This window comes from Clostridium sp. KNHs216 (genome assembly GCF_006714885.1).
Taxonomy (GTDB): Bacteria; Bacillota; Clostridia; order Oscillospirales; family Acutalibacteraceae; genus Caproiciproducens.
The window spans coordinates 274217-287537 of the sequence record NZ_VFMF01000001.1; the positions used below are offsets into that span (position 1 = coordinate 274217).

Annotated in this window: 13 protein-coding genes and 1 tRNA gene; 11 read left to right on the forward strand and 3 right to left on the reverse strand. The window is 48.2% G+C overall.

Translation table 11 applies throughout. From position 1 onward, the window contains the following. Positions 1 to 25 precede the first annotated feature (25 nt). Complete coding sequence (locus LY85_RS01365) at positions 26 to 553, reverse strand: DUF6512 family protein (RefSeq protein WP_141825181.1); 528 nt, start codon at positions 551 to 553, stop codon at positions 26 to 28. A 282-nt stretch (positions 554 to 835) separates the two neighbouring features. Between LY85_RS01365 and LY85_RS01370 the strand changes: the two genes are divergently transcribed. From LY85_RS01370 to LY85_RS19135, 4 genes are all read left to right on the forward strand, one after another. Continuing rightward, the gene (locus tag LY85_RS01370) at positions 836 to 1567 is read left to right on the forward strand and encodes a transglycosylase SLT domain-containing protein (protein WP_141825182.1); all 732 of its coding nucleotides are present in this window, start codon (positions 836 to 838) and stop codon (positions 1565 to 1567) included. A gap of 307 nt (positions 1568 to 1874) precedes the next feature. After that, positions 1875 to 2348 (forward strand): membrane protein, encoded by a 474-nt coding sequence (locus tag LY85_RS01375; protein ID WP_042081807.1) that lies wholly within the window; start codon positions 1875 to 1877, stop codon positions 2346 to 2348. Positions 2349 to 2462: 114 nt separating this feature from the next. Continuing rightward, positions 2463 to 2549 (forward strand) — tRNA-Leu (locus LY85_RS01380). Positions 2550 to 2680: 131 nt separating this feature from the next. Then, entirely contained in the window at positions 2681 to 2833 is a 153-nt protein-coding gene (locus LY85_RS19135) for a hypothetical protein (RefSeq protein WP_185741070.1), read from the forward strand. Between the two features lie 217 nt (positions 2834 to 3050). On the opposite strand, the gene LY85_RS01385 is transcribed toward LY85_RS19135, so the two are convergent. Next, positions 3051 to 3599, reverse strand: coding sequence for a flavodoxin family protein (locus tag LY85_RS01385; protein WP_141825183.1), 549 nt, complete (start codon positions 3597 to 3599; stop codon positions 3051 to 3053). 287 nt (positions 3600 to 3886) lie between these two features. Between LY85_RS01385 and LY85_RS01390 the strand changes: the two genes are divergently transcribed. Both LY85_RS01390 and LY85_RS01395 read left to right on the forward strand, forming a co-directional pair. Further along, positions 3887 to 4249, forward strand: coding sequence for a helix-turn-helix domain-containing protein (locus tag LY85_RS01390; protein WP_141825184.1), 363 nt, complete (start codon positions 3887 to 3889; stop codon positions 4247 to 4249). A gap of 114 nt (positions 4250 to 4363) precedes the next feature. Beyond that, positions 4364 to 5236, forward strand: coding sequence for a DegV family protein (locus LY85_RS01395; protein WP_141825185.1), 873 nt, complete (start codon positions 4364 to 4366; stop codon positions 5234 to 5236). Positions 5237 to 5313: 77 nt separating this feature from the next. Here LY85_RS01395 and LY85_RS01400 read toward each other — a convergent pair whose 3' ends face one another. Further along, positions 5314 to 7404, reverse strand: coding sequence for a sodium-translocating pyrophosphatase (locus LY85_RS01400; RefSeq protein ID WP_141825186.1), 2091 nt, complete (start codon positions 7402 to 7404; stop codon positions 5314 to 5316). Between the two features lie 280 nt (positions 7405 to 7684). On the opposite strand from LY85_RS01400, the gene LY85_RS01405 reads away from it, so the two are divergent. From LY85_RS01405 to LY85_RS01425, 5 genes are all read left to right on the forward strand, one after another. Then, positions 7685 to 8563, forward strand: coding sequence for a DMT family transporter (locus LY85_RS01405; RefSeq protein ID WP_042081809.1), 879 nt, complete (start codon positions 7685 to 7687; stop codon positions 8561 to 8563). 166 nt (positions 8564 to 8729) lie between these two features. After that, positions 8730 to 9893: an alanyl-tRNA editing protein gene (locus LY85_RS01410; protein ID WP_141825187.1), complete on the forward strand. Its 1164-nt coding sequence runs from the start codon at positions 8730 to 8732 to the stop codon at positions 9891 to 9893. 16 nt (positions 9894 to 9909) lie between these two features. Then, positions 9910 to 10938, forward strand: a complete 1029-nt coding sequence (locus LY85_RS01415) for an aminotransferase class I/II-fold pyridoxal phosphate-dependent enzyme (RefSeq protein WP_141825188.1) — start codon at positions 9910 to 9912, stop codon at positions 10936 to 10938. Between the two features lie 366 nt (positions 10939 to 11304). Then, on the forward strand, positions 11305 to 12495 hold the full coding sequence (locus tag LY85_RS01420) for an acetyl-CoA C-acetyltransferase (RefSeq protein ID WP_038324076.1): 1191 nt from the start codon (positions 11305 to 11307) through the stop codon (positions 12493 to 12495). A gap of 38 nt (positions 12496 to 12533) precedes the next feature. Continuing rightward, on the forward strand, positions 12534 to 13310 hold the full coding sequence (locus tag LY85_RS01425; RefSeq protein ID WP_141825189.1) for an enoyl-CoA hydratase-related protein: 777 nt from the start codon (positions 12534 to 12536) through the stop codon (positions 13308 to 13310). Positions 13311 to 13321 lie beyond the last annotated feature (11 nt).

The following is a 13321-nucleotide window of genomic DNA, read 5'->3' on the forward strand; positions in this document are numbered from 1 at the left end:
GATTGCTGAATAAGCCGCGTACCCATTATTTACTTGCTTTTTTTGAAGCCGGGGCGGAAAACAGCCCGATGTGCGGAGGACGGAAGGTAAAAACAAAGAAGCTGAGGGCAAGCACCGCAAGGAACAGCAGTCCTTCCCAGCCCGTTTCGGTACCGGACTTGGAGGATTCGGAAATCTCTCCTCCGCTGTAACGGAAAGCAATCAGCACCCCTGAAATAAAGGTGAGGATGTCCAGCCAAAGATAATTTTTTCCGATCATTCCGGCGTATGTGTAAAAGAAGACGATGATAAAAAGCAGCCCGAGCAGGATTCCGAGCGATTTTGCCGTAATAAAATTTCCATACTCTTTTCCGACGGCGAAATATTCCACGATGCTGAATAGAAGCATGGGGAAAAAGAGCATTTTTAAATGTTCCCATACGCTTTCGTTGATCGGGCTGAACATTCCTATCACCCGGTTGTTTCCCGTCCAATTGTAAAGGAAATGCAGAATAGTGCCAAAAATTATCACGAAAATAAAACCGATGGTTTCCCAGGCAAGTAAATTTTGCATGGTATCCCTCCTTTTCGTTAAATTCTATGATGTGGCTTAAGAAAATAGGAGTTTAAACCATCGAAATTGCTTTATAAAATGGAGTTTCAGAAGTTTTCATTCTCCGGCCGCGACGGGCGGAGAATGCGACCGATTTTTGCGTCTCAACCGTTTTCTGAATATTTTCTGAAAGAAAGGTCAAAAATTGCAAAATAGGAGATTCTAAATCAAAGGAAGCTCCCAATTGCTGTATTGGCTAACGATTTCAAAGGAAAGGTTCTTAAAAATAATGGGGGAGAAAGAATGAAAACTCCAGGAAAAATACATTGCAGGATAGAAACTATTTATGCGCTGTGCATGATAGCTGCGATCTTCTGTATCGGGCGATCCTTTCATAACCAGACACTTCCGGCAGAAACTCCTGTCGTCACCCAAAGTTCGTCCTCACAAAGCCAGCTTTCACAAAATTCCTCTCAGGCTTCCAGCAAGGTAGCATCTGACGAAGCCAGCCGGCAGGAACAGAGTTCTATAGCAGAAAAGCCCGAGTCGCAGGCAGAGAAAACGACGGAATCGCAGGAATCAAAGTCGCAGGAAGTAACGGAACAGATTCAGTCACCGCAATATTATGACATTCCACTGGCCACAGATATACAGGACACTATTTTCAGCGAATGCAAAACCAAAAACGTCCCGGAGGATCTGGTAATCGCCCTGATCGGTGTTGAGAGCCATTACAACTCAAAAAGCATCAGCAAGACCAACGATTACGGCTTGATGCAGATTAATATCTGTCACAAGGAATCTTTGGAACGGGACCTGCAGGTTACGGATCTGCTGGACAGCAAGCAGAATATTAAAGCCGGTGTCCATATGCTTTCGTGGATCGTCAATAAGTACAGCAACATGAATCAGGCCCTGATGGTCTACAACAACGGAGAAGCCGGTGCGCAGAAGCTTTGGAAACAGGGGGTTTATTCTACGCCCTATTCCAGAAAAGTGATTGATCAGATGAATAAAATTAAAAAAGAAGCATAATGAATTTGGCTGGTAAAGAAAGGAAAATTTCTCGTTATCTGAAAAGTTATAGAGCTTTACAGGTGGTGGGGATTTGCCGGATCTTGGTCGCTGATTGAAAACAGATATCTTGTTTAAGCGCTTCTTGAGCCGCTTTGATACAAAGGGATTCCCCATCTGTCTTTTTTATTGATTGCAGAGGATTTTGTCGAAACTGTAAAGCAATTATACTGTTCATGCTCATTTTGTCTGTAATGCATAACATCCTTTTCTTTCTGTTCCGGGAATAGGGAAACCGTTGTCGGAATACAATCAAGGGGGTGATGTTATGCTGTGTAAGGTCCGGAATTTCTTGTTGAAGGATGCCCTTCTGCTCGTGATCGGCGGGGATATTTATCTCATCATGGAAATCTGTTACCGGGGATACTCCCATTGGAGCATGTTTATTTTAGGCGGCGTCTGCTTTTTAGGATTGGGATATATCAACCGTTTCCTGTCCTGGGAAACGCCGCTGGTTTTACAGATGCTGATCGGAATGCTTTTGATAACGGCATTGGAGTTTATCACCGGCATGATTGTCAATGTCCATTTTGGCTGGGAGGTCTGGGATTACTCGCAAAAGCCGTTCAACCTGTTCGGGCAGATCTGTCTGTCTTCCAGTATAGGATGGTATTTTCTTTCTGCGGTGGGGATTGTTCTGGACGATTATCTGCGCTGTTGGATTTTTGAAGAGGAGCAGCCGCGTTATTACCTTTTTCACAAAAAACCGAAAACAAGAAGCGGTTCCCGCGGCGGAATTTGATTGGTTCGTCGCCGATCAGCTCGTTTCTGAATGAAAAACGACATTTTCTGTTAAAAACTTCATTTTTGATATTGACACATGGGTACTGATATGATAATATAGTTGAGTCGTCACGCGAGAGTGGCGGAATTGGCAGACGCGCATGGTTCAGGTCCATGTGAAAGCAATTTCATGGGGGTTCAAGTCCCCCCCCTCGCACCAAGAAGACATACTTTTTCCGCTACGGGGAATGTATGTCTTCTTTTTTATAAAACAATGTGATATTATGGATGCAGTGGTATTTTTGTATTCGCCGATAAATGGTGAAACACAAATAGGGAGAGGTAGTCTTTATGTTTGAAATCATTGCATTTGTGGCAACCATCATTGTGGGTGTGTTTGCAGAGTCTATTGGTGCAGGATCTCATATATCTGGAGCCGGCAGCATCGCTGCAATTGCCACCATGGGTGCGTTTATTCTATGGACTGTTAGACACAAAAAGTAAAAAACAATTTTAGCATATGAGATTTGGAGTATAACTGAAAGATTGCAGGTTTCATTTTTCCGGCTTAGTTCAAAAATTTTTTTTACCATTTTTACAAAGACAGCAGTCCAACCGGTAAGGTTGGACTGCTGTCTTTTTGCTATGGGCAGACGGGGGAAACATCGCTCTCGCGCCGGACCGGGTTCGGAACAATCGGAAAGAGACAGATCAGTATGGTTTATTTTATTGATAATCCAAGGCTTTCCACCCTTTTCAGTGCATCCGTCTGTAGAATATCTCCTTTTTCCGAGACGGATGGAATCAATAGACGAGCACGGTCGGTCCATTTTTGATAGGATGCGATCAGCCCATAGGTTCTGACCAAACCGTCAAAATCAGCCATTTCTTCAGTTTCGGCACAGGCAAGTAAAATACTTTCTTTGATATTGCTCTGTCTGCCGCCGATCAGCAGCGCATACATTTTATCTAAAGCTGCTTTAAGCTGTGCCGGAAAGGTAAACCAATACATGGGTGTTGCAAGAACGAGCATATCACTTTCTTCCAAGAATGGAGCCAATGTATTGAAATCGTCTTCAAATACGCAGGCTTCCGCTTTGGAGTAACATCTGTTACAGGCTTTACAGCCATTGATTTTGTTTAGGCCTGCTTCATATTTTGTTACAGTATGTCCGACGGTCTGCGCTCCTTTCATAAACGCATCCGCCATTAAATCGCTGTTGCCTCCTTTTCTGGGGCTGCCCGTAAGTACCAGGATTTTTTTGCCCATTTTCAATTCATCCCTTCATATATTTTTTGCTTTATTCACCAGTGTTTACCATCCTCATCTGTGATGAATCTCAGCACTTTGAGAGGACTGACTGGAATTGCGCTGTTTGAAATGTCGCAGCTGAAAGCCGGTTGTATGACTTTTCTCGAGCATAATAAATTCGTCTGAAAGTTTTTTCTGTTGTTTGGACTTCTTTTCTGATTGACACTAAGATAAGGATAGTGTATATATATTATAAGTCAAGTACGCACATTTGAGATATATACTATACTAAGGGAGAGTGTGAGATGGCGATTGAAGATTGCAGCCCAACAGGGGCAGTTATTGAAAATACTGGTTTTGGTTATACTTTGTCGATCATAGGCGGCAAATATAAAATGATTATCATGTATTGGCTTTCAGAGAATAAGCAGATTATGAGGTTTAATGAATTGAAGCGCTGTATTGGTACGATCACCTATAAAACGCTCAGCAGTACATTGAAAGACATGGAAGCCGACCAGCTGATTATCCGCACAGAGTACCCACAAATACCGCCAAAGGTGGAATACACTCTTTCAAAACGAGGAAAGTCTTTGATTCCCGTCTTAGATATGATGTGTGAGTGGGGCGAAAGAAATCGATTGCCCCATTCAAAAAAATGCAGATAGAATTGTCAGCGCAATGTTAAGAGAGACGGTTAAGACTGTTTTTCCGAGATTCTGCAGGAACATTGGCACATAAACGCGGAAATGGTGAAAAAGCAAATTAGAAGGAGTGCAAGTATGAATCAGTATGTTATTGTATCAGATGCCACCTGCGACCTTCCGGCTGCTTTGACGGAGCAGCTTGAAATCGTTGTTATCCCGATGGAATTTACGATGAGCGGAAAAGTATATCGGCATTTCCCCGACGCACGGGAAATGAGCTTTCATACCTTTTATGAGAGAACGAAAAACGGGGAGATGTCCGTCACTTCCCAAATCAACAGCATTACCTATGAAAAATACTTCTGTCCGATTCTCGAACAGGGGAAGGACATTTTGTATATCGCGTTTTCGTCTAGTTTAAGCGGTACCTATCAGGCGTCCCGAATTTCGGCGGACGATCTGATGGAACGGTACCCGGGTAGAAAAATTGTCTGTATCGATTCCAAAGCCGCCTCGGTGGGAGAAGGGATGCTTGTTTATTACGCTGCCCGGAAAAAGCGGGAGGGCCTCGGGCTGGAGGAACTGGCGCAATGGGTAGAAATAAACCGTGATCATATGTGTCACTGGTTTACGGTCGACGACCTGAACCATCTGAAACGCGGAGGAAGGGTTTCCGCGGTATCTGCCGTAGTAGGAACGGCGCTGGGAATCAAGCCCGTGCTCCATGTCGACAAGGAGGGGAAATTGCTTCCTGTTGCCAATGTGAGAGGGCGCAAAAAATCTTTGGAGGCGTTGGTTGACCATATGGTCAAAACCTGTGTCCATCCGGAGGACCAGGCCATTTTTATCGGCCACGGAGATGATATGGAAGCGGCTGAATTTTTGAAATCCCTTGTTCAGGAAAAATTCTCCGTAAAGGAAATTATCATCAGCGATATGGGTCCCGTGATCGGAAGCCACACCGGTTGCGGTATTGCCGCTCTGTTCTTTATCGGAACGGAAAAATAAGTTTCCTTAACTGCGAAAGGGGCTCCCGGCTGTTTTCAGCCAGGAGCCCCTTTTATAGGAATGAGATCAATCATTGATTAATGGAAGATGGATAAAGTCAGGAACAGAGTGGACATCAGGGAAGCCACGAGGGAAACCACGGTAATCTGCGTGTTGATCGAGGGGCCCGCGGTGTCCTTGAAAGGATCGCCGACCGTATCGCCGACTACCGCCGCTTTATGCGCGTCGGAACCCTTGCCGCCGTTGTTGCCGGACTCGATGAATTTTTTGGAATTATCCCAAAGTCCGCCGGCGTTGCTCATGAACAGCGCCAGAAGCAGGCCGCTGATAATATTGCCGCCGAGGTATCCGCCGATGGCCTGGACGCCGCCGATAAATCCGACCAGCAAGGTGATGATGATCGTGACAAGTCCGGCCGGAATCAATTCCTTCAAAGCGCCGAAGGTGGCAATTTCAATACATTTGTCGTATTCAGGAACAACGCCTTCTTTGCCTTCCTTCAGGCCGAGGATTTCCCGGAACTGACGGTGGATTTCGGAAACCATTCTCTGGGCGTTGCGGTCCACGCCGAGCATCAGCATTGCGGAGAATACCGCAGGCACGGCGGCGCCGATAAGCAGTCCAAAGAAAACGATGGGGTTCATGATGTCGAAGCCGGTGATTCCCTCTATTCCAAGTACCGCCGCGGAATCATTTACCTGGCTGATAAATGCGCCGAGCAGGGAAATAACGGTTAAGCCTGCGGCTCCGATTGCGAATCCCTTTGTGACCGCTTTAACCGTATTGCCGGCACTGTCGAGAGAATCCGTAATTTCCAGAACGTCATCGCCAAGGTTACCCATTTCCGCAAGTCCGCGCGCGTTATCGACAATGGGCCCGTAAGCGTCGTTGGAGATAATCATACCGACAATGGAAAGCATACCGACGGCCGCCATCGCAATGCCGTACATGGCATATCCGGGGCCGATCGGGTCACAGAGCTTGTAAGCTGCCAGAGCGGAAATCGCAATGCCGATCATGGCGGGAAGAGTGCTGAGGAATCCGTAAGAAATACCGGACAGGATGGTAAACGCCGGGCCGGTTTCGGATGCTTTCGCTACATTATGTACGGGTTTCTTTGTGTCGTCTGTAAAATAGTCGCTTGCAATCCCGATGACGACGCCGACCAGAAGGCCGACTGCGCTCGCGCCCCAAATGCGCCATTGGAAGTTGAATATCCAGGTGGCAAGCGCCGTCAAAACGCCAAACAGCGCTGTCGTTACATAGGTGCTGCTGTTCAGCGCCTTTGTCGGGTTGCCGTGTTTGCCCATTCTGGCGGTCGCAACGCCGATGATCGACGCCAGCAGACCGAGGGCCGCATAGCAGAACACCGTGCTTGTGTTTATGGTTCCGCCGGCCGCTTTATCCAGAGAGGCTGCAAGAACAAGCGCAGCCGCCATGGAAGCAACGTTGGAATCAAACAGGTCGGCGCCCATACCGGCGACGTCGCCCACATTATCGCCTACGTTGTCCGCGATGACCGCGGGGTTTCTGGGGTCGTCTTCCGGAATGCCGAGTTCAACCTTGCCGACCAGGTCGGCGCTGATATCGGCCGTTTTTGTGAAAATACCGCCTCCGGCTTTCGCAAACAGGGCAAGAGAGCTTGCGCCGAAGCTGAAGCCAAGCAGGGCGGTCGTGTTGTTTGTAATAAGCATTACCAGCGTGACGCCGAGCAGGGTGCTTCCCACAACGGCCATGCCCATGACCGCGCCGCCGCGGAACCCTGACATGAAGGACGGCTTAATGCCGTTTTGCGCTGCTTCCGCTGTTTTCACATTCGCAATAGTGGCGATTCTGATGCCGATGACGCCTGCGATCGCGGAAAAAATAGTGCCGCCCAGATACGCCAAAGCCATTACCAGATTGTCAAGAGGATTCCCCTTCCAAATTGGTGTTGGCAAAAATATAAGGATAAGGATTGCCGCAATACCGGCGAATTTCGCGAGAACCGCATACTCTTTGGTTAGAAATGTATTTGCTCCATTTCTAATCAGAGTGCCGACTTCTGCAATGCGTTTGTTGGAAGACGGGCGTTTCTTGACCCATTGATACAGCCAGCCTGCGAAGAGAAAGGAGAGAGCTGAGATCACGATGGAAATCAATAGGAAAAATGTGACGGTGAATTGCATGGTACCAACTCCTTGTTAATAAAATGTTCATTTATTTCGCATTATATCACGATGAACCATGTAAATACAGATTAAAATAGACGGTTTTTTCACCTAAAAATTGTATATTTTGATGTTTTTCATAATAAAGCCTTTTAAAGTGACAAATTAGGTACCGTAATTTTTGTCGTTTTTTATTGCAATTTTATTGCGGTTCAAGTATTATATTGAGGTGTGTGAAAGGCGCGGGGCTTGCCCGACGCGCTGAATGAAAAAATTCAGATATTAGAGGATATGTAAAATGGCTTCATCTTCTTCCCAAAGGCGTTCTGTCGGGCTTATGGCCGTCTGTGCCGGTCTGTGGAGCATTGCTGGTATTTTCATCAAACTGGTCCCGTGGAACGCAATGGTTATCGCGGGATTTCGCAGCCTGATTGCAGCAGTAGTGGTATTGGTATTTATGCGTATGACCGGGCGCCGGGTTAAGCTGAATTTGTCCTCCTTTCAGAGCGGCGTCTGTATTGCGGCAACATTTTTTGCCTTTGTTTCCGCCAATAAAATGACCACGGCCGCCAACGCCATTGTGCTGCAGTTTACCTCGCCTGTCTTCATTTTGATTATTTCCGCGCTGGTTTTCCATCAGCATTTCCACAGGATGGATCTTATTACCGTAGTGGTAACGCTGTTTGGAATTTCTCTGTTTTTCTTTGATAAGCTTGGCGCGGGTAAGCTGATTGGCAATTGCCTTGCAATCCTCGCCGGACTGTTTATGGCGGGAATGTATGTGATTACCGGGCGTACGGATGACGACTCGCGTATGAGCGGCATCCTTTTCGGCCATCTGCTTACCGCAGTGATCGGAGTTCCGATGATTTTTATCTTTCCGACTCCCGTTTCTTCCACTGCGGTAATCAGTATTCTGGCGTTGGGCGTCATACAGCTTGGCATTCCGTATATTCTGTATGGGCTTGCGGTGAAGGACTGTCCACCGCTTGCATGCTCGCTGGTCGGCGCGATTGAACCGCTGCTGAATCCTCTTTGGGTCTTTCTTTTTGACGGAGAGCGGCCCGGAAAATTCGCTCTTCTGGGCGGAGCCATTGTGATTGCCGCCGTAACCGGATGGTGTGTCTGGAGAGACCGTTTTGTTTCAGTCAATTCTCAGAATTCTCTGAACGATTAAAATTGTTTTAAACGTCGGAATTCATTTTGTCAGGGCCGCGGCGTAAGCTGTTGGTCCTTTTTCGATTCTGTGCTATAATAACCGCAACGGGTTATGATAACGCCGGTTTTATATCTTACCAGCTGGGATGGATGACTGTGAAGTTTTTTAGAAAGCGGGAAATGGAATGAATCAGGGAACGGAAAAATTATATTATAAAAATACGTATTTCAGAACCTTCCGAGCAAAGGTTCTCCGCTGTGAAAAGCAGAGGGAGCATTACGGCGTTGTGCTGGACAGAACGCTGTTTTATCCGGAGGGCGGGGGACAGCCCGCGGATATCGGGGTGCTGAACACGGTCAATGTTCTGGATGTACATGAGCAGGACGGCTGGATCGTTCATACGACGGATAGGCCTCTTCCCGTGGACTCTGCGGTAACGGGAGGGATCAACTGGCCGCACCGGTTTACGCTGATGCAGCAGCATTCGGGGGAACATATCGTTTCGGGAATTGTAAACCGTCTTTTTGGTCTGGACAACGTCGGTTTTCGCATGGGGTCCAAGGCCATAACCGTCGATTTTAACGGAGAGCTCAGCCTGGATGATCTTTCGCTGGTGGAAGCCCTGGCGAACGAAGCGATTTACCGGAATGTTCCCATTGGAACGTCTTATCCTGACGCTCAGGCGCTTTCTGCGCTTTCCTACCGGAGCAAGAAAGAGCTGACCGGGGAGGTGCGCATTGTTACAATCCCCGGGTACGATGTCTGTGCCTGCTGCGGCACGCATGTCGCAAAGACCGGGGAGATCGGGATCGTTAAGCTGGTATCCGCCCAGCATTATAAAGGCGGCACGCGTGTCGGCCTTTTATGCGGCAAAAAAGCGGTGGATGATTACAATGAAAAAACAGACAGCGTCGGTGCCGTTTCGGTGCTTCTGTCCGCGAAGCCGGAGAAAATAAAAGAAGCGGTGGAGCATCTGCTGGAAGAAACAAACTCTTTAAAGCAGCAGCTGACTTCCCTGAAAAATCAGATTTTTGTTTCCAAATGCGATCAGGTGCCGGAAGGGACGAAAAATATCTGTTTGTTTGAGCCGGATCTTGCACCGGCGGACCTTCGTGCCTTTTGCCTGCTGCTGTGTGACCGCTGTTCCGGAGTTGCCGCCGTCCTTTCGGGAGATGACGCTGCCGGATATCAGTATGCAGTGGGCAGCGCAAAGGAAGATGTCCGTGCGTTTGGAAAGGAACTGAACCAGGCTTTCAACGGAAGGGGCGGAGGCTCCAAAGAGCTTGTACAGGGTACCGTTCGGGGATTACAGCAGGAAATCAAATCTTTTATAGAAGATCATCATTGATGGCGGAGGAGTAGAAATGTACAGTTTTCGTAATGATTACAGTGAAGGCGCCCATCCAAGAATTTTGGAGGCGCTCGCAAAAGCAAGCCTGGAGCAGAACGCCGTATACGGAAATGACCGCCACAGCCTGCACGCGGCTGAACTGATCCGGCAGCGCATTGGCCGTGACGATGTTGCGGTGCATTTTCTGGAAGGCGGGACCCAGACGAATCTGACGGCGATTTCAGCGTTTTTACGTCCTTATCAGGCAGCCGTGGCTGCCGAAACAGGGCATATCAATGTACATGAAACCGGGGCCATAGAGGCTACGGGACATAAAGTATTGACGGTACATACGGAGGATGGAACGCTGACTCCCAAAATGGTTCAGGAGGTACTGGACGGACATACGGATGAGCATATGGTCCGCCCGAAGCTGGTCTATGTATCCGACTCAACCGAAATCGGAACGATTTACACCAAGGCTTCCCTTTCTGCGTTAAGCGAATTCTGCAGAGCCAATCAGCTTTATTTGTATCTTGACGGCGCACGGCTGGCCTCGGCACTCACCTGCGGCGAAAACGACCTGACCCTGCGGGACCTGGCCGATCTTACGGACGCATTTTATATTGGCGGTACCAAAAACGCCGCTTTACTGGGAGAAGCGCTTGTGATCTGCAACCCGGAGCTGAAAGAAGATTTCCGCTATATGCAGAAGCAGAGGGGGGCTGTTGCCGCCAAGGGGATGGTCCTGGGCGTCCAGTTTGAAGAACTGTTCCGGGATCATTTATATTTTGATCTGGCAAAGCACGCAAACGAAATGGCGGCTTTCCTTCGGGAAGGGATTGCCGGGGCAGGATTTCAATTTCTGGCCCCGTCTCCGACCAATCAGATTTTCCCGATTCTTCCGGATACTCTCATTGAAAAGCTCAGAGAAAAGTACGGCTTTGAATTTTGGGCAAAGATCGATGCATCCACTTCAGCGATTCGTCTGGTCACTTCCTGGGCTACGCCAAAGTCGGAAGCGGAAGCTTTTATGAAGGATTTTCTTAGTTTTGTTCGGTGAATCAAAGAATTTTCTTTGTTTTTTATGCTGACCCCAGAGCAAAGACCGGTTATGGATTTTTGTAAATATGCAGTGATCTTGATATCATCCTTCATAATCTCAAAAGAATTCCGGCTCATAGAGCCGGTTTTTTTGGCTTTCTTATAGAATTCTACTGGTTTTTTTAAATGCGCTGCTTTTATTTATGTGACAATTTTTGATAATTTTGTAACACTTTTTGAGATATTCATTTTAATTGTATTGCAAATCAAAGGATATTGTGATATATTTAACACATACCCGCGTTCAGTAAAATGTTGTAAATTGAAGAACATGATGCTTCGCAATTGGACGAATTGCAAAAACATGAATGGAGGAAAAATTTTTATGTCAAGAAAAGTTGTTTTAGCAGGCGCGTGCCGTACGGCCATCGGCAAAATGGGCGGCGCACTTTCCAACGTCCCGACCCCAACCCTCGGTACCATTGTTATTAAAGAGGCTTTGAAGCGTGCAAACGTAGCACCGGAGCAGGTTGACGAAGTCATTATGGGCTGTGTGTATCAGGCCGGCCTTGGCCAGAACGTCGCCCGTCAGTCCGCTGTTTATGCAGGCATTCCGGTAACCGTTCCGGCGTTCACCCTCAACAATCTCTGCGGTTCCGCTCTGAAAACCGTCAACGTTGCTGCTGCGCTGATTGAATCCGGCGAAGCTGACATCATCGTGGCCGGCGGTATGGAAAGCATGTCCGGCGCTCCGTATCTTCTGAAGGATGCCCGTTTCGGCTATCGCATGAACAACGGCGAGCTGCTCGATTCCATGATTCACGACGGTCTGGAAGATACCTTCAACCACTACCACATGGGCATTACTGCTGAAAATGTTGCGGAGCAGTACGGAATCACCCGTGAAATGCAGGACGAGTTTTCCGCATTCAGCCAGCAGAAGTGCGAAAAGGCACAGGCGGAAGGCAAATTTGACGAAGAAATCGTTCCCGTTCCGATTAAAGTAAAAAAAGAAACCGTTCTGTTTGCAAAGGACGAAGGCCCTCGTGCAGGCGTTACAGCGGAAGGTATTTCCAAGCTGAAGCCGGCATTTAAGAAAGACGGCACCGTTACCGCCGCAAACGCTTCCGGCATTAACGACGGCGCTGCCGCCATCGTTCTGATGAGCGAAGAAAAAGCAAAAGAACTCGGCGTAAAACCGATGGCAACCTGGGTTGGCGGTGCTTCCGCCGGTGTGGATCCTTCCGTCATGGGTCTCGGCCCGATCTACAGCACCCGCAAGGTTATGGAGAAGACAGGCATGACCGTGGACGATATGGACCTGATTGAAGCAAACGAAGCTTTCGCCGCTCAGACTCTTGCCGTTGCGCACGATCTGAAATTCGACCAGTCCAAGGTCAACGTAAACGGCGGTGCTATCGCGCTGGGCCACCCGGTTGGATGTTCCGGATGCAGAATCCTGGTTACCCTTCTGTATGAAATGCAGCGCAGAAAATCCAAGTACGGCCTTGCCACACTCTGCGTAGGCGGCGGCATGGGCGTTTCCACAATCGTAAAAATGGGCGATGACGAATAATTAATAAACTGCAACTGCAGAAAGAAGGTTATTGAATTATGAGTTACGTAAAATACGAGCAAAAGGATTTTGTCGGGATTATTACCATTGACCGCGAAAAAGCGCTGAATGCCCTGAACAGCGAGGTCCTGACCGATCTTGAGGCTGTGCTGGACGGTGTGTCCATCGATACTACCAGATGTCTGATCATTACCGGCGCCGGACAGAAGTCCTTTGTCGCCGGAGCGGATATCGCCGAAATGAGCAGCAAAACACGGGCGGAAGGGGAAGCCTTCAGTGCAAAGGGCAACGCTGTTTTCAGAAAAATCGAAACCTTCCCGATCCCGGTGATCGCCGCAGTAAACGGGTTTGCTCTTGGCGGAGGCTGCGAGCTTTCTTTAAGCTGCGACATCCGCATCGCTGCTGAAAACGCAGTGTTTGCACAGCCCGAAGCGGGCCTCGGCATTACCGCCGGATTTGGCGGAACCCAAAGGCTTGCCCGTACCATCGGCATCGGAAAAGCTAAGGAAATGCTCTACACCTGCGGTAAGGTCAAGGCGGAGGAAGCCCTGAGGCTGGGCCTTGTCAACGCAGTTTATCCGGCGGAGCAGCTGATGGAAGAAGCTTTGAAGCTTGCCGGCAGAATCGCGGGCAACGCTCCGATCGCTGTCCGCGCCACCAAAAAAGCGGTCAATGACGGGATCCAGGTCGACATCGATTCCGGAATTGCCATTGAAGCCGCTCAGTTCGGTACCTGCTTTGAAACGGAAGATCAGAAAAACGCCATGGCGGCTTTCTGTGAAAAGCGCAAACCGGATCCTTTCGTAAACAAATAATTTCTATAAAT